The organism is Rathayibacter caricis DSM 15933 (assembly GCF_003044275.1).
Classification (GTDB): Bacteria; Actinomycetota; Actinomycetes; order Actinomycetales; family Microbacteriaceae; genus Rathayibacter; species Rathayibacter caricis.
On the sequence record NZ_PZPL01000001.1, the window covers coordinates 1,521,865 to 1,539,256 of the forward strand.

Below are 17,392 nucleotides of genomic sequence, written 5' to 3' on the forward strand. Positions count from 1 at the left end.
GTACTGAAGTGGCATCTCGCGGAGGGGATCCGGGCGGGAAGCGTTACCGAACCGTTATCGGATCGGAGCCCGCGCGACCAAACCAGGGGTACCCGGTGAACGGGCAGGTCAGGGGCGAAAACTGCCCCTATGAACGAGACAGCGGGACCCGTGCGCCAGAGGCGATTCCTCCTGCTCGCCGCCCTAGCGGGGGTGGTCACCGCCGGTGTCCTCCTCGCGGTCGCCGAGCTGATCGCCCTCGCCGTCGCCCGGACGGCCAGCCCCGTCCTCGCCCTCGGCTCCTTCATCGTCGACATCGTGCCGCGGCCCCTCAAGGAGTTCGCGATCACGACGTTCGGCGAGAACGACAAGGTCTTCCTGCTCGCCGGGATCGGGGTCGCGGTGCTCGTCGCCGCCGCGCTCGCCGGAGTGCTGCAGCTGATCCGGCCGCCGCTCGGGCAGCTCGTGCTCGTGCTCGCCGGCGTCCTCTCGATCGCCGCGATCGTCACGCGCGCCGGAGCGACTCCGCTCTCGGCCGTGCCGACCCTCGTCGGACTCGTCGTCGCGGTCGTCGTGCTGCACCTGCTCACCTCGCGCCTGCGCCGCTGGCGCTCGGCCCGGGCCGCGGAGGCGCAGGGGCGCGTGCCCGCCCACTCGGCCGGACTCGAGCGTCGCGGCTTCCTCCGCGTGTCGCTCATCGCCGCGGTCGGAGCGATCGTCGTCGGCGCCGGAGCCCGGGTCGTCAGCGCCGCGACCTCCACCATCGCCGGGGTCCGCGAGGCGCTGCGCCTGCCGAGCCCGCGCACGGCCCTGACCGTGCCCGCTGGCGCCGAGCTCGACATCGACGGGATCACGCCGCTCTTCACCCCCAACGCCGACTTCTACCGCGTGGACACCGCGCTCACCGTTCCGAGCATCGACCCGTCGACCTGGACCCTCACCATCACCGGCATGGTCGACCAGGAGGTCGTGATGTCGTTCCAGGACCTGCTCGACATGGGCCTGGACGAGTACGGAGTGACGCTGACGTGCGTCTCGAACGAGGTCGGCGGCGGCCTGGTCGGCAACGCGAAGTGGCTCGGAGTCCCGATCCGCGACGTGCTCGCCCGCGCGGGCGTGCAGTCCGGAGCCGACATGGTCCTCTCGCGCAGCGTCGACGGCTACACCGCGAGCACGCCCCTCGAGGCCCTCACAGACGACGGGCGCGACGCGATCCTCGCGGTCGCCATGAACGGCGAGCCGCTGCCGCTCGAGCACGGCTTCCCGGTGCGGATGATCGTGCCCGGCCTGTACGGCTACGTCTCGGCGACGAAGTGGCTGACCGAGCTGAAGGTGACCACCTTCGCCGCCGACGAGGCCTACTGGACCCCGCGCGGCTACTCCGCCGAGGCCCCGATCAAGATGTCGGCGCGCATCGACACCCCGCGCATCGACGCCGCGATCCCCGCGGGCCCGACGAAGATCGCCGGCATGGCCTGGGCGCAGACCGTCGGCATCGAGAAGGTCGAGGTGAGCATCGACAACGGCGACTGGCAGCCCGCGACGCTCTCGACCCCCGTCAACACCGACACCTGGGTGCAGTGGTACGTCGACTGGCAGGCCGAGTCCGGCTCGCACTACGTCGCCGTCCGCGCTACGGACGCGAACGGCACCCTCCAGATCGAGGAGCGCGCCCCCATCGCCCCCAACGGCTCGTCCGGCTGGCAGCGCACCCTCGTCCGCGTCACCTGACCCCGTCTCCCTGCCACTGCGTTCAGAACCTCGGCCAGGAGTGCCCGTCAGCCACGATGGTGGCTGAGCCCCACTTTTGGCTGAGGTTCTGCGCCGTCCGGCTGCACAGAGTCGACGGGCGATCTGCACAGGTGAGGCCCATCGGCTTGATCCGGCAGTTCTCGTGCGGATGGACACTCTCATCCTTCGTTCTGCGGTCCTGGATCGGGACGAGCGGCGTGAACGTCTCGCCGGAAGGTCCGAGTGAAAGCGTCGAGGATCGACTCCTCGTCGGGAAGAGCGGCTCGGACGTCGTCCGCGAGTTCGTAACGGCTCACGGCGACGGGCTGAGTCGTGGAGGCGAGGGCGTATCGGACGACGGCATCGTTCTTGCCGGGTACGACGAGGATGCCGATCGTTGCTCCGTGCGTGCCGCGGATGCGGAGCCGGTCCTCGACGAGAGCGACGGAGAAGCCGAGTTGACCGGCGTCCCTCGGATCGAACCTCCTCGTCTTCAACTCGACCACGATGTATCGCAGCTGCTCGACGTGGAAGAACAGGAGATCGACGAAGAAGTCGTCACCCTCGACGTCGAAGTGCACCTGCCGCCCGACGAAGGCGAACCCGGGTCCGAGCTCCCGGAGAGTCTCCGCGATCCGGTCGACCAAGCGCTCCTCTAGCTCGCGCTCGGTGGCAGCACCGTTGATGGCGAGGAAGTCGAGGGCGTACGGGTCGCGGGTGATCTGCTGTGCGAGTTCGGAGTCGGCGCGCGCGAGAACGCCGCTGTAGTTGCTCGGTGCGGCGGCCTCCCGCTCGTGCAATCGTGTCGTGATCTGGTGAGCTAGGACCGGCCGGCTCCACCCGTGCGCGACGTCCTTCGCGGCGTACCAGTCCCGCAGCTCCTGATCCTCGAGCTTGTCGAGCAGCTCGATGATGTGGCCCCAGGGCAATTGTCCAACGGGTCGTTGGACGATCGAGCTCCGGTCCGGCCACGCGGCCGCGAAGCGCCTCATAGAGAACAGATTCGTGCGCGAGAAGCCCTTCATCGAGGGGAACTCGGCGCGCAGATCGTCGGCGAGACGTTCGAGCACGCCGCTGCCCCACGCCTGGTGCTGCTGACGCTCGAGGATCGTCGAGCCGATCCGCCACCAGAGCAGCAGGAGTTCGGTGTTGGCCTTCCGTTGCGCCTGGAACCGCGCCGTGTGCACGTGCCGTTTGACCTCCTCCAAAGTCGACCCGTAATCGCTCGGCATCACTGCTGCCATGTCGCCTCCTGCTCTCACGTCTCCTGCTGAAGCCCGTTCCGGCGGCCACGCCGAGCACGCTGCCGGTCACCGGTGGCCTGGTGGCGAGGGTGCCGGTAGCTCGCGAGCGGGTGTCGTGGTCGATGCGGGTTGTGGGGAGAGCGGGCAGTGTCGCCGTGATGTGCAGGAACCGACTGCGGACGATCGAGGGTCTGGAGGCCGCGCCACAGCGGGACATCACTGGCACGATGGGGCGGTGAACGAGGCGGATGCGATCGCGCGGGCGACGCGACTCTGGGTGTCCGGGCGACGCGTTGAGGCGTTGGAGCTGCTCAAGACCCGCGTCCGTCGTGCGCCTGACGAGTCGGAGGCGCGGCGGGTGCTCGTCGCGTTCTACCGCGAACTCGGAGCGCCGGACCAGGCCGGGCGCTGGTCCCTCGCGCTGGACGGCGAGGCGACTCCGCTCGAGCGCGACCGAGCGGCCCGTCTTGTAGCGGCCTCCCGCGTCTCGGCGTCCGATCTTCCCGAGTTCCTCGCGCTGCCGACCGGTCACCTGCCCGCGGCGGTGGTCCGGCTGCTGCCCGACATCGAGCGGTACCGCGACCGCTTCCGGCTCTCGGCCGAGGAGCGGCTGCACCTCGCCCTGCCCGCGGAGGACTGGCGCGATGCGGTCGCGCTCACCGGGTGGTTCGTGTCGTCTGCGATCTTCGTGCTCGCCGTGCTCGTGAGCTGGGCAGGGGCTCTGCTGGGCACGGCGATGACGGATGCCGCGCGGTGGGCGTCGGTCGCGTCCCTCGCCTGCCTCGCGATCGCCTGCGGGTTCTCGGGCTGGTCCGCTGCGCGCCGGCGCCGGCGCGCAGTCATCGGTTGGATCCTGGGCGCCGTCGTGCTCGCCGCCGCTGTCGCACGATTCGTCGCGATCGCGATCGACGGCGGCGGGATCATCCGCTTCAGCTGGGAGCGATGACGCGTCCGGCCGAGGTTCTGCGCGGGCCGCACTGCGGGGGGCCGACGACGGGCCTGCACGAACAAGGCTCATCGGCCCGATCCGGCGGTTGTCGCGCGGATCGCTCGTCTCAGCCTTCGTTGTGAGGCTCGGGGCGTTCGGAACCGAGGTCGGGAGCGGTTGCGCGTCCCGAAACGGCCGTCGCGGCCACTCGTGACCTCGGTTGCGGACGGGGCTACTCGGTGGCCGCCGGTCGGAAGGATTCCGCGTGGTGCTCGGGCGCCAGGTGCAGCCCCGCGCCCAGCATGCGCTCGCGGAAGGTCGCGCCGACCGGCTCCGGGTCGAGGCGACCTCGGCGGCGGAGTTCCGGCTATACGAGCCGCGCCTCCCTCTCGTCGAGTACGGCGATCGCCGCCCGTCATCAAGGACGGGCGGCGATCTGAACCAATCGGTGCGCCGTAGCGGAGGCAGTGCCCCGCGTCAGCTCCCGGACACCCCCGAGACCCCGAAGCGGAACACCAGTCGGCCGTCGCGCGGCCGCACGAGGTACTCCGGATGCGTCCGCGCCCCCCAGGAGTCGTCTCCCGCGACCCCGCGCCGCCGCAGCGCCGGTCGCAGCACGGTCCGCTGCACCGGGGGCAGCTCGTTCGGGTGCTGCGCGTTCTCGATCTCGAACGGCGTCCAGTGCAGCGCCGAGAACTCCATCCCGCCGTCGCAGTCGAGACGCAGGCCCCAGCCGTCGTCGCCGGTCACCTCGGCCCAGCGCACGCCGGTGCGGCTGCCCGCCTCCTGAGGCTTCAGGTAGGGGGTCAGCTCGCGCGCCACGTCGCTCGACCAGACGTCCAGCCGCGCGCCGAGGCGGCGATCGGAGTAGCACTCGTCGGGTCCGTCGCCGTACCAGCGGAGGCGGTGCGCGTCGGCGCTCGTCGTCCACTGCATCCCGAACTCGGGCAGGTCGGGCAGGCCGTCCGGCACGTCCATCGCCACCGTGACCTCGATCCGCCCGTCGCCGGTCACCCGGTAGTCGACGTCGCAGAAGGCGCGCGGGGTGGTCGGCAGCTCGTAGGTGTACCCCACGGTCACGGCGGTGTCGTCGGAGGAGACCCGCGCGGTCCGCAGCGCCCCGCCCGCCGCCCGGGCGTACCGGCTCGCGAGCAGCCACTGGCCGTCCTCGAACGGCCCGCCCCAGCCGCGCTCGTTCGAGGTGGGCGCGTGCCAGAACGACGGCATCGGCATCGAGTCGAGCAGCTCGCGCCCGCCCTCGGCCCCGCCGCCCCAGCGGTAGGACTGCAGTCCGCCGTGCAGGCGCGAGAACAGCACGCTGAACCCCTCGCCGCGGACGCCCACGTTGTGGGTGCCCTCGACGACCTCGGGTCGCGGCCGGCTCTCGACGTGCGGTCGGCCGACCACCTCGAGCACCCGCTGACCGCGGGCCACCACGTGCCCCGCCTCGGCCCAGCGGGTCGACGACGCCAGCCGAAGCTCGACGTCGAGCGTGTACTCGCCCGGCAGCTCGGGCACCGGCACCGGGCTCGCGAAGGTCGCGCGCCCGCCGGGCTGGACCGCGGTCTCGAGCGTCTGCTCCGCCAGAACGCGGCCCTCGCGGCGCAGCGTCACGACCGCGTCGAACGCCGACGACGGAGTCGACAGCAGCCGGTTCTCGATCGCGATCCCCTCCTCCGACACGTCGATCCGGAACGGCTGGTAGAGGAACGCGACCTCCTGCAGCTTCGGCGTGGGCGTGCGGTCGGCGAAGAGGATCCCGTTCCCGCTGAAGTCGCCGTCGTGCGGAGCCTCGCCGTTGTCGCCGCCGTAGCCGAAGTAGGGCACGCCGTGCCGGTCGACCATCGCGATCGCCTGGTCGGCGAAGTCCCAGATGAAGCCGCCCTGGAACAGCGGCTCCCGGGCGGCGAGATCGAGGTAGCGGTCGACCGCGCCAAACGAGTTGCCCATCGCGTGGGCGTACTCGCAGAGGATGAACGGCTTGTCGCGGTGCTCGCGCAGGTACTCCTCGACCTCGGCCGCCGGCGTGTACATCTGGCTGACCACGTCGGTCGTGTCGGGGTAGCGGGAGTCCCAGTGCACGCCCTCGTAGTGCACGGGCCGGTCGTCGACCTCGCGGAACCAGTCCGAGAGGTCGCGCAGCACGCTGCCGCCGAAGGACTCGTTGCCGAGCGACCACATCACCACGCTCGGGTGGTTCTTGTCGCGCTCGACGAGACTCCGTGCGCGGTCGGCCAGCGCCGCGGCCCAGCGGGAGTCGTCGCCCGGCACGGCCTCCTCGAGCGGAGCGTCGAGGTAGCGCACGCGATCCCACACGCCGTGCGTCTCGAGGTTCATCTCGTCGATGACCAGGAACCCGTACTCGTCGGCGAGCTCGTAGAAGAAGGAGTTGTTGGGGTAGTGGCTGGTGCGGATCGCGTTCACGCCGGCGCGCTTGAGGATCCGCAGGTCCTCCTCCGTCTGCTCGCGCGTGACGACGCGGCCGTCGACGCCGAACTCGTGGCGGTTCACTCCGAAGAACACGATGCGGCGGCCGTTCAACCGCAGCACCCCGTCCTCGATCGCGAAGCGGCGGAGGCCGACCGGCTGGGGGACCACCTCCGTCTCGGCGCCGTCGGCGTCGCGCACGCGCACGATCAGGCGGTGCAGGTGCGGGTCCTCGGGGCTCCACAGCCGCGGGTCGGCGAGTCGGAGGCGGTGCCGCCCGTCCTCGTCCTGCCGCAGCACGCCGACGCCCTCGAGCTCGACCACCACCGAGCCGTCGCCGTCGAGGCTCGGCTCCACCGCGATCTCGGCCCAGGAGTCGCCGACGACGGTCGTCACGCGCAGGTCCTCCAGGTGCGTCCGCGGGCGCCGCAGCAGCACCACGTCGCGGAAGATCCCGGAGAAGCGGAAGAAGTCCTGGTCCTCGAGCCACGACCCGGCGCTCCACTTGACCACCTGCGCGGCCAGCACGTTCTCGCCCTCGACCAGAAGGTCGGTGAGGTCGAACTCGGCGGGCGAGAAGCTGTCCGCCGAGAAGCCGAGCCAGCGCCCGTTCAGCCAGAGCGCGATGGCGCTCTCGGCGCCGCGCACGTCGAGCGCGATCCGCTCGCCGGGCTCCAGTGGCGCGTCGAGGGTGAACACCGTCCGGTACGACGCCACGGGGTTGAAGCGCTGCGGAGCCTGCCCGGGGCTGAGGTCCTCGTGCCCGTCCCACGGGTACTGCGTGTTCACGTACTGCGGGCGGTCGTAGCCGTGCAGCTGGATGTGCGCGGGAACGGGGATCGTGTCCCAGTCGTCCGCGTCGAAGTCCGGCTGCTCGAATCCGGGGACCGTGCCCGCGAGATCGGGCGAGTAGTGGATCCGCCAGCGCCCGTTCAGCGACTGCTCGAACGAGCTGACGCCGGTCGCGGCCTCGTCCACCGAGCGGAACCAGCGGTGGTCGGAGTGGGCCGGGCGCCGGTTCTCGGCGAAGTACCCCGGATCCGACAGCCGCGACGGGTCGAACCCCGGCGAGGCGGCTGCGGGCGGTCGCGGATCGTGCGCGAGGCTCACTTGATCGCTCCCGTGATGCCCTCGGCGAACGAGCGCTGCAGGATCATGAAGACGACCATCGTCGGCACCGAGGCCAGCAGCACGGCCAGCATCAGCACTCCGTAGTCGGTGACGTAGCCCGCGGCGAGGTTCGAGATCAGCATCGGCATCGTCTGGAAGTCGTTGTTGACCAGGATCACCTTGGGCCAGAGGAAGTTGTTCCACGCGGTCATGAAGGTGATGACGGCGGCGGCAGCGTAGGTCGACTTCATCGACGGCAGGTAGATGCGCGCGAAGATGCCCAGCTCGCTCACTCCGTCGATCCGCGCGGCCTCGATGATCTCGTAGGGGAACGAGCGCGAGGCCTGGCGGAACAGCAGGATCAGGAACGGCGTCGAGATCGCCGGGATGATCACCGCGGCGAGCGAGTTGACCATCCCGACCTCGGCGAAGACCTGGAACAGCGGGATCATGGTCGCCGCGAACGGGATCATGATCGCGATCAGGAGGATCGCCATCACGAGGTCCTTGCCCCGCGAGTGGAAGACCTCGAAGCCGTAGCCGGCGATCGAGCAGACGATCAGGGCGAGGATCGTGGTGCCGACGGCGACGGTGGCGGAGTTCCACATCGCTCCGCCCACGTCCTGCAGCCCCGAGAGCTTGCTGAAGTTCTCGAACAGCTGCGTGCCGGGCAGCATCCGCGAGTCGAGCACGTCCTGGCTGGTGTTGGTCGCCGAGACGGCCATGAAGTACAGCGGGAAGATCGAGAAGATCGCGAAGACCGTCAGGAACGCGTACTTCGGCACCGCGCGCAGGCGCGAGGCCACCGGGACGGAGCGCTTGGCCGGGGTCGTGGGCCCGGAGGACTCCGTCTCGGGGAGCGAGAGGACGGGATCCGTCACGGGGAGGGTGCGGGCGGGGTCAGTCACGCTTGTCACCGACTTTCAGCTGGGCGAACGCGAGGACCGCGACGAGGATGAGGATCACGTACGACAGCGCCGACGCGTAGCCGAAGTTCGGGTTCTTGAGGAACGAGACCTCGTAGAGGTAGTGCGACATCGACATCGTCGTGTACGCCGGTCCGCCGCGGGTCAGCGCCCACGACTCGTCGAAGAGCTGCAGGGTGCCGTTGGTCGACATGATCGCGGTGAGCAGGATGATCGGCTTCAGCTGAGGGATCGTGACGTGGAAGAAGGTCTGCAGCGAGCTCGCGCCGTCCATCTTCGCCGCCTCGATGCTCGAGTAGTCGACGTTCTGCAGGGCCGCCAGGTAGAAGACCATGTTGTAGCCGGTCCAGCGCCAGAGCAGTCCGAGGATGATGACGAAGCGCGCGGTGTCGGGGTTGCCGAGCCAGTTGACCGGGCTGTCGATCAGGCCGACGCCCAGCAGCAGGTCGTTGACGAAGCCGTCGTTCGCGAAGATCGTGCGGAACACCAGCGAGTAGGCGACGAGCGAGACGGCGCAGGGCAGGAAGATCGCGGTGCGCCAGAAGGTCTTGTACTTCAGCGTGCGGTCGTTGAGCAGGTTGGCGAGCACCAGCGCCATGATCAGCATCACGGGCACCTGGATGAGCAGGTAGATGAAGGTGTTCTGCAGCGTCAGGCGGAAGATCTCGTCCTGCAGCAGCCGCTCGTAGTTGAGCCAGAAGGGCTCGGCGAACGAGAGGTTCGCGCCGCGTCCGGTCTGCAGCGAGAGCAGGAACGCCTGCGCCATCGGCAGGAAGCTGACCAGCAGGATCAGCAGCGACGCAGGCAGGAGGAAGGCCCAGCCGGTGAGGCTGCGGCGGCGCTCGCCGGTCATCCTCACGGGTCGGCGGGAGTCGCGCTGCCTCTGCGGCGGAACGCGGGGTCGGGTGCGCGGTGGCGCGGAGGTCGTCACGGGGTGCTCGCAATCTGCAGGAGGAGAGGGAGGGGGGACCGGGCCGGGGCGTGCGCCCCGGCCTGGTCTGGAGCGGTCAGCTCATCGCGAACTCGACGTTCGCCTGCGCCTCCTCGAGCGCCTTGGCCGGGTCGGCGCCTCCGATGATCTGCGTGATCGCCGCGCTGACGGAGTCGCGGCCCTCGTAGTAGTACGCACCGGTGTTGTTGCTGGGCACCTCGGCGCCGAACTGGGCGACCTCCGAGAAGATCGGCTGTCCGCCGAAGTACTCGCTGGGCTGCTCGTAGGCGGCCGACGAGGCGGCGGGGAGCCAGTTGGCGACCGCTCCGGTGGCGGGGAGGATCGTGTCGTACAGCTCGGTCGAGCCGGCGAAGGTCGACGCGAGGAAGTCGGTCGCGAGGTCGACGTCGGCGTTCGAGCTGATCGTCCACGACGATCCGCCGTTCGCGGTGTAGTTGGTCGCACCGTCGACGCTGTCGAGCGACGGCACGTTGGTGACCTGCCACTTGCCGGCCTGGTCCTCGGCGGCCTGGATGGAGCCGACGATCCAGATGCCGTTGATGGTGCCTCCGACGGAGCCGTTCACGAAGGTGCCGAGGTACTCGTCCCACGAGTTGACCTCGACGAAGACGCCCGACTCGACGAGCTGCTTGTAGGTGTCGATGGCGCTGAGCAGCGCGTCGTTGTCGCTGATCGTGGGCATGCCCTCGTCGTCGAAAAGGCTCGCCCCCGCGCTCTGCAGCATCATCATGATCATGTCGGCGGAGCCCGCCTGGCCCGACAGCAGCGGCGAGCCGGTCTTCGCCAGGACGTCCTTGCCCTTGGTGAGGAAGTCGTCCCAGGTGATGTCGGTGAAGTCGTCGATCGTGTAGCCGGCCGCCTCGAGGACGTCGGTGCGCAGCGCGGTGACCGCGGTGCCCGAGTCGAACGGGACGCCGTAGTTGACGCCGTCGACGGTGGAGTACGCGGTGACGGCCTCGGGGAACTCCGAGAAGTCGACGGCGTCGGTCGAGATCTCGCTGAAGATCTCGGGGTAGTTGAGCGCGTTCTTCTGGAACGCGTTGTTCTGCATGAGGAAGATGTCGGGCAGCTCCTCGTACTGCCGCGACTGGGCGAGGGTCGTGAGCTTGGGCTGCAGGTCCTCCCACGGAGTCTCGATGATGTCGAGCGAGAAGTCCGGGTTGTCCTTCTGGTAGATCTTCTCGGCCTCCTCGAGGGCCGCGATGTTGAACGCCGGGTCCCAGGCCCAGACGGTCAGGGTGTTGTCCCCGTCGCCTCCGCCGTCGCCGCCGGAGGACGAGCCTCCGCCGGAGCAGGCCGTGAGGGCGAGAGCGAGGGGGAGGGCGACGGCCACGGCGGTCGTGACCTTCTTGGAGAGAGTTCGCACGGTGTCTGTTCCTTGTCTGTGATGGCAGGTGCTGTGTCGGGTGCTGGAGGGTTTCCGCGGCGTTCCCGGAGGGACGGATCGTGGTCCGATCCGCTCCTCCGGGGTCGGCCGGGGGCGCACTCGGGGGTCCGAGTGCGAGCGGAGGGAGGTCAGCGCAGGGGCTGCCAGGGGCCGTGCGGGTCGCCGGGGGCCTGGTTGCGCGTCCACCACTTCGCGCGGAAGCGCTGTCCCTGGTGGACGACGACGTCGCCGGTGTCGAAGATGCGCGAGGCGGTCCAGATCGCCGTGCCGTCGGGCGCGGTCAGGATCTGCTGCCACGGTCCGTTCACGTCGCCCGGCTTCTGGTTGCTCGAGTACCAGGAGGCGCGCCACTCGGATCCGGCGTAGAGCACCGCGGCACCCTTCTGGTAGACGGCCTTCGCGTTCCAGGCCGGCAGCACCGACACGGTGAGGGGGGCCTCGACGGTCGCCCCCTCGGCGAGGAGCGCCGGGAGGACCGCGACGGTCGCGGTGCGCACGCCCGCCGTCGTCGTCACGAACCCGGTGACCCGGTACTCGCTCGCGGCGAGGGTGCGGGTGGCGCCGTCGGCGAGCGCCGCGGTGACCGTGATCGAGGCGGGGTCGAACGCGGCTCCGATCGGCACGAGCACCGTCGCCGGAGCGACGACGATCGAGCGGACGGCGGGGACGAGCGCGGCGCGGGCCGACTCCAGCGCGGCGCGGGCGGCGTCGACGGCGGCCTGCGTCGCCGGACCGGCGAGCACGGCGGTCGCCGCCGACCGGGCCTCGGCGAACGGAGCCCAGCTGCCGGCCGTGGAGTCGGCGGGCACGAGGCCGGCCGTCGCGTCGACGAGGGCCTGCAGCGGCGCCGTGTCGACGCTCTGCCTCCGCAGCGACAGCGCGTCCACGCTCACCGACTGCCCGCCCGTTCCGGTCGCGGTGATCGCGACGCGGGCGGCGCCGGCCGGCAGCACGAACTGCTCGGACGCGATGTCCGCCCATCCGGCGGTCACGGGGATCGCGGTCGTGTGCGTCACGCCGTCGGCGCCGGTGACGGACACCTGCGCGGCGGTGAGGCCGCCCGGGTTGCTCGCCTTCAGGGCCAGGGAGTAGACGCCCGCGGGCACCTCCTCCTCCTGCTGCACGCCGCCCGAGAAGGCCTCGGCCGCTCCGAGCCGGAGGGCGAAGCGGGAGCCGTCGGCGCCCGGCGAGGTGTTCTGCACGAAGGCGGTGGTAGCGGAGGAGGGGTCGGTGACCTGCGTCCATCCGGTCACGGTCGTCACGGCGATGCGGTCGGCGGCGAAGTCGGGGTTGAGGATCCAGTTGTTGCCCTCGCCCACCTCCCACGCGCCGGTGCGGGCGTTGAGGTCCCACTCGCTGAGCGAGTTGAACGACACGTCGGCGCCGGTGCCGGAGAGAGGCACCCACTGGTTGTAGCCGAGGCCGTTCCAGGCGAAGTCGGCCCAGCGGTCGCCGGCGTAGATCACGGTGTCCTGCTCGGTGCCCTGCACGGTGAGGAAGAAGCCGCTCTGCGTGACGTGGCTGTAGTCCTTCTCGGTGCCCGGCAGCACGTACATGCTCGAGTAGGGGCCCTGGATCCGTCCCTCGAGCGAGCGCACGAGGTAGGTCTGCGAGGTGTTCCAGCCGTGCAGGTCCGAGCTCGCGACGTAGTACTGGCCGTCGAGCTTGAACATCGCGTTGCCCTCGCGGCCCGCGCCGCGGTACACCTCGACGGCGGTCTCGACCGAGAGCGAGTCGGCGTCGCTGATCTTGCCCACGTAGGTGCGGCTGCGGCCGTCGCGGTACGAGAAGACCAGGTAGTCCGAGCCGTCGTCGTCGGTGAAGACGGTCTGGTCGCCGGTGCCCTGGTTCCAGCCGGGCTTGTTCGGGTTGTTGTAGACGCCCGGGATGTGGGTCTGCAGGTTCGCGTACTCGAAGTCGTCGACGGGGGAGTCGCCGCTGAGGAACAGCACACCGGCGTTGGTGATCCGGGCGGGGTCGGGGCTCTCGAACTGGGTGAGCAGCACGTAGCGTCCGGTGTTCTCGTTGTAGGCGACTCCGAGGCGGCCGATCCAGACGGCGTCGGCGAGCGTCTCCATGTCCGAGAAGTAGGAGCCCGTGACGTCCTTCGACGTCGGGATGTGCAGCGGAGTGTCCTTCGTGGCGACGTCGTTCTCGAACGTCCAGTTCACGAGGTCCTCGGAGGAGTACGCGGTGACGGCCACGAAGTCGACCTCGCCGGCCCGCGTGTAGGTGCGGGTGGGGGAGTCGTAGTACTGCTGCGAGCCGGTGTACTCGACGCCGTACCAGTAGTAGCGGTCGCCGAAGCGGAAGATGCCGCCGCCCTGCGAGAAGATCGGGTCGCCCGCGGTGTCGAGCCAGAAGCGGTTGTTCTGGATGGTCTGCAGGTCGCCGTCCGACAGCGGCTCGAGCGCCGCGGCCGTCGTCTGCAGGCTGTTCTTCGCGGCGACCACGGCGGAGGCGCTCGCGGCCGGGTCGTCCAGGACGTCGCCGGCCGTCACGGTCGCGGCGGCGAAGGGCGCCCACGACTCGGCCGTGTAGGCGGAGGGGACGCGGGTGCGGTACTGCTCGAGGATCTCGCGCAGCCCCGAGACGCGCACCAGGGCGGTCTCGGCCTGCTCGAGGTCGGCGCGGGCGGCGATCAGCTCGGCGTCCGTGGCGGCGGCGGAGTCGCGCACCGCGGTGGCGGCCGCGAGCTCGGCCGAGAAGGCGGTCCAGGAGGACGCGGTGAAGTCGTCGGCGGCCGAGGCGCTCAGCCGGTCGATCGTCTCCGTGAGGCGAGCCCGCTCGTCGACCTGCGTCGTGGCGGTGAACTCGGCCGAGGCGTGGTTGATGAAGCCCACGGTGACCACGCGCAGGACGTGCTCGCCCGGCTGGAGGCCCGTGTGGCTGAAGATCGGGACCGTGGTGGTCGACCGGGCGCCGCGGTAGTCGGCCGAGCCGACCTTCACTCCGTCGACGAAGACGTCGGCCGTGCCGTTGGTGGTCGCCTTCCGGCCCGAGAGGGCGACGGTCTCGCCGGTGAACGCGATCTCGAACGCGGCTCCGCCGGTCGCCCAGGTGTGGGTGCTGTTCTTCGACCAGGCGCCCTCGTAGAAGGTCTTCAGCGGCGTGCCGCGGACGGTCGTCGTGTCGGTGAAGGCGACCGTGGAGGTCTGCACCTCGGCGGCCTCGGCGCTCGACACGGCGGTCTGGCCGGTGAGCACGAGCAGTCCGGCGAGAAGCGCCGCGACGAGGGCGGTGAGCCGTCGAGTCGCGGGCCGGGTGGCCGGGCGGGTGGTCGATCGTGGGATCGATCGCGTCAAGGGAGTCCTCCGTCGTCGCAGGTCCTACGTGGTACAGCGCTGTACCACGGGGGCGAATCTAGACCGCGGACGCCTCCGACCGCAAGAAGCGTTTTCCGACAGTCCTCGTCGTCGCCCGCTCGATCACCCTGGAGCGGGCGAACTCGGTCGTCGGCGCGCCCGCCGCGCGGTCGATCCGGGCGATCAGCTTGTCGAGCGCGGTCTCCGCGATCCAGTCGATCCGCGAGTCCATCGTCGTGAGCGGCGGATTGAGGTACGCGGACTCCTCGACGTCGTCGAAGCCGATGACCTGGACGTCCTCGGGGAGGCGCAGGCCCCCCTCGCGCAGCGCCGAGACCGCTCCGATCGCCAGGCCGTCGTTGAGGCAGACGAGGCCGTCGAACGGCGGGCCGGTCTCGATGAGATCGCGGGCCACCCGGAACCCCGAGCCGATCGTCCAGTCGTAGCCGGTCACTCCGACCAGGCGCGGATCGAGGGCGCCGCCCCAGGCGGTCACCTCCTCGAGCACCCCGCGCAGGCGCAGCTCGGCGTTCCCCTCGCGCGCGGCGCCGATGCCCGTAGCGTCGAACGGCACGTGCGCGCCCACCACCGCGATCGACGTGCTGCCGCGCTCGAGCAGGTGCGCGGTGGCGGTGCGGGCGTCGTCGACGTCGTCCGTGGTCACCCGATCGGTCAGGCCGTAGGTGTTCCGCGAGCCGAGGCAGACGAGCGGATACGGCACGTCCAGCGCCTCGCGGTCGAGCGTCTCGTGCTCGGACAGCGAGAGCAGCAGCCCGTCGGTGAGCTGCGAGTTGAACTGCTGCAGCAGCCGGCGCGAGCCCGTGCGGCCCTCGTCCGGGTAGGTCGTCACGTAGACGACGAGGTCTCTCCGGCGCGCGGTGTCGACCACGACCTCGGCGAGCTCGGCCAGGTAGGCGGCCTTCAGGGTCGGCACCGCCAGCGTGACGGAGTCGGTGCGCCCGCGGGTCAGGTTCCTCGCGGCGACGTTGACGGTGTAGCCGAGCTCGTCCACCGCCGCCCGCACGCGCTGACGGGTCTCGTCGGCCATCCGTCCGGTGCCGTTGACGACGTTCGACGCGGTCTTCAGCGACACCCCGGCGTGCTCGGCGACGGCCAGCAGCGTGGCCTTCCTGCGCGGCGGTGCCATCGCGTCCCCCTCCGGTGCGGCGCGGTGCCCGTGCACCGTGCTCCCGCCCATGGATACACCACGGCTCGTGGGACGCGGCAGGGTGCCGCTACGCTGACGCGGGTCCGGCCGAGGGGAGCGACGCGATGACCACCGCTGGGACGAGGCGATCGCTGCTGCTCGAGAGCGTCGTCGACCACATCCTCGAGCACGGCGTGGCGACCGTGTCGCTGCGTGCTCTGGCCCGCGCGGCCGACTCCAACAACCGCATGCTGCTGTACTACTTCGGCTCCCGCGCCGAGCTGCTGTCGGAGGCGCTCATCGCCGCGGCCGTGCGCTTCCCCGACATGCAGCGCGCGGCCGACGAGCTGCTGGTGCCCGGCCGCCCGCTCGGCGAGCGGCTCGACCGATCCTGGGAGGCGCTCGCCTCGGCGGGCAACCGGCCCTACCTGCGGCTGTTCTTCCAGGTCTTCGGGCTCGCGGCGTTCGAGCAGGCCGAGGAGTGGCGGGCGACGCGCGGCCGCTTCGACGAGTTCCTGCAGCCGGAGCTGCGCCGGGCGCTCGCCGAATCGGGAGTGCCGGCGGAGGAGGTGCCCGTGCTGGCCCGCGAGATCGTGGCGTTCTGGCGGGGCCTCGAGATCCTGCTGATCTCGCTCGACGACGACGCCGGCGTGGATGCGGTGCGCGTGCGCGCCCACGCCGACCTGCTCGCCCGCCTCCCGCCACCTCCGCTGGTCGAGTAGCCCCGCAGGGGCGTATCGAGACCCACGTCCACCGACCACGCGGCCGCCGTCTTCTTCCCCCGACTGACGCGGATCTCGATACACCGTGCTCCGCGGCCTACTCGATCAGCGAGCGCTCGCCCAGCAGCCCCGCGATCACCGCATCGAACTCCTCCCGCAGCCGCGCCTTCTGCTCCGGTGGGCAGAACGCGGCCTCCACGCCGTTCCGTACGATCGTGCAGGCGTCGTCGATCCCGAGCCCCAGCGCGGGCAGCGCCTCCCGGTACTCGCGGCCGATGTCCGTGCGGAAGAACACGGCGTCGTCCGTCGACACCGTGACGCGCAGCCCCGCCCGCACCATCTCCGCGATCCGGTGCTGCGGGTCGAGCGTCCATCCCGAGCAGATCGTCGTCGACACCGGAGTGGTCGTGAATCCGATGCCGGAATCCCGGGCTCTCGCGACCAGATCCGGGTCGTCGAGGATCCGGTAGCCGTGGTCGATCCTGTCGACCTGCAGCGCGTCCAGCGCGATCCGCACGGAGTCGTTCTCGGACCGGTCCGTCTCGCCGACGTGGGCGGTGAGCGCGAGTCCCGAGCGGCGCGCGAGCGCGAACGCTTCGCGGAACCGGCCGGGATCCTCCGCGCCCTCGGGCGTCAGATCGTCCATGCCGAGGGCGACCACCTCCTCGCGCGGGTGCCGGCGGATCGTCTCGACCAGCTCGACCGCGCTGCCCGCGGACTCCCTGCGGTTCACGGCCACGACCATCCGGAATCCGACGCCGAGGTCGGCCTCCGCGGCGCGCAGCCCGTCGAGGATCGGATCGAGCACGTCGGCGTACCCGAGCCCGCTCCAGCCGAGGTAGGCCGAGTCGGCGAAGTACTGCGGGTTGATCGCGTACTCGCGGTAGCGCAGTCCCTGCGCCGCCGCCGCACGGACCCCGTCGTAGGCGACGGTGGCGAGGTCGGCGGGTGTCCGCAGCACCCGGTGCGCGGCGCGGAAGGCGACCAGGAACTCCTGCAGGTCGGCGAAGTCGAAGAGCGTCGCCGGGTCGGTGGACGGCAGCTCCACCCCGTAGCGGTCGGCCGAGGCGACCAGGTGCGCGGAGCTCATCGTCGACGCGAAGTGGCAGTGCAGCTCCGTCTTCGGCAGCCTCCGCAGTACCTCGTCGTCGTCGATCCCGGGCTGCTGCTCGACTGCACTCATGCCCCCATGCTGCCAGCGCCCGCCCCACCCTTCGCAGACCGCGTCGCCCTCCTCGAGCGCTGGTGGATCTCGATACGCGCGCTGCGCGCGCTACTCGATCAGCAGGGGTGGCTCGCCCTCTCCTTCGCTGGTCGAGTAGCGGCCGCAGGCCGCGTATCGAGACCCCCGTCCTCCAGCGCTGGTGGATCTCGCTGCGCCCGCTGCGCGGTCCGCTCGATCGGCAGGGGAGTCGCGGCACTCCAGGGGACGCGAACCGGGCTTCGCGCCTGCGCCAGAGCCCGTTCCCCGCCCAGTCGGCGTCACTGGCCCCGCCGAGTCGTCGCGAACCGGGTCGTCGATGCGCTTCAGGCC

Annotated in this window: 11 protein-coding genes; 3 read left to right on the top strand and 8 right to left on the bottom strand. The window is 70.7% G+C overall.

All coding sequences use genetic code 11. The features are described 5' to 3' along the window. Positions 1-129: 129 nt before the first annotated feature. Entirely contained in the window at positions 130-1,710 is a 1,581-nt protein-coding gene (locus tag C1I63_RS06950; protein ID WP_107574287.1) for a molybdopterin-dependent oxidoreductase, read from the top strand. Between the two features lie 179 nt (positions 1,711-1,889). Here C1I63_RS06950 and C1I63_RS06955 read toward each other — a convergent pair whose 3' ends face one another. Continuing rightward, positions 1,890-2,954, bottom strand: a complete 1,065-nt coding sequence (locus C1I63_RS06955) for a PDDEXK nuclease domain-containing protein (RefSeq protein WP_107574288.1) — start codon at positions 2,952-2,954, stop codon at positions 1,890-1,892. A gap of 235 nt (positions 2,955-3,189) precedes the next feature. Here C1I63_RS06955 and C1I63_RS06960 point away from each other — a divergent pair, with 235 nt between their 5' ends. After that, positions 3,190-3,900: a DUF6584 family protein gene (locus tag C1I63_RS06960; protein WP_107574289.1), complete on the top strand. Its 711-nt coding sequence runs from the start codon at positions 3,190-3,192 to the stop codon at positions 3,898-3,900. Positions 3,901-4,359: 459 nt separating this feature from the next. Here the strand turns inward: C1I63_RS06960 and lacZ are convergent, their stop codons facing one another. From lacZ to C1I63_RS06990, 6 genes are all read right to left on the bottom strand, one after another. Next, the gene (gene lacZ, locus C1I63_RS06965) at positions 4,360-7,419 is read right to left on the bottom strand and encodes a beta-galactosidase, LacZ type (protein WP_107574290.1); all 3,060 of its coding nucleotides are present in this window, start codon (positions 7,417-7,419) and stop codon (positions 4,360-4,362) included. Then, positions 7,416-8,327 carry a carbohydrate ABC transporter permease gene (locus C1I63_RS06970; protein ID WP_244907001.1) on the bottom strand — a complete coding sequence of 304 codons (912 nt, stop codon included), beginning with the start codon at positions 8,325-8,327 and terminating at the stop codon, positions 7,416-7,418. The genes lacZ and C1I63_RS06970 overlap by 4 nt, the downstream gene beginning before the upstream one ends. Further along, on the bottom strand, positions 8,320-9,198 hold the full coding sequence (locus C1I63_RS06975; protein ID WP_107574291.1) for a carbohydrate ABC transporter permease: 879 nt from the start codon (positions 9,196-9,198) through the stop codon (positions 8,320-8,322). Before C1I63_RS06975 ends, C1I63_RS06970 begins: the two co-directional genes overlap by 8 nt. Positions 9,199-9,352: 154 nt before the next feature. Then, complete coding sequence (locus C1I63_RS06980) at positions 9,353-10,663, bottom strand: extracellular solute-binding protein (RefSeq protein WP_107574292.1); 1,311 nt, start codon at positions 10,661-10,663, stop codon at positions 9,353-9,355. Between the two features lie 149 nt (positions 10,664-10,812). Continuing rightward, complete coding sequence (locus tag C1I63_RS06985; RefSeq protein WP_107574293.1) at positions 10,813-13,989, bottom strand: carbohydrate-binding protein; 3,177 nt, start codon at positions 13,987-13,989, stop codon at positions 10,813-10,815. Between the two features lie 58 nt (positions 13,990-14,047). Further along, positions 14,048-15,187: a LacI family DNA-binding transcriptional regulator gene (locus C1I63_RS06990; protein WP_211315588.1), complete on the bottom strand. Its 1,140-nt coding sequence runs from the start codon at positions 15,185-15,187 to the stop codon at positions 14,048-14,050. A 74-nt stretch (positions 15,188-15,261) separates the two neighbouring features. On the opposite strand from C1I63_RS06990, the gene C1I63_RS06995 reads away from it, so the two are divergent. Then, on the top strand, positions 15,262-15,858 hold the full coding sequence (locus tag C1I63_RS06995; RefSeq protein WP_107574294.1) for a TetR family transcriptional regulator: 597 nt from the start codon (positions 15,262-15,264) through the stop codon (positions 15,856-15,858). Positions 15,859-15,955: 97 nt separating this feature from the next. On the opposite strand, the gene add is transcribed toward C1I63_RS06995, so the two are convergent. Beyond that, positions 15,956-17,041 carry an adenosine deaminase gene (gene add / locus C1I63_RS07000; RefSeq protein ID WP_107574295.1) on the bottom strand — a complete coding sequence of 362 codons (1,086 nt, stop codon included), beginning with the start codon at positions 17,039-17,041 and terminating at the stop codon, positions 15,956-15,958. Positions 17,042-17,392: the final 351 nt, after the last annotated feature.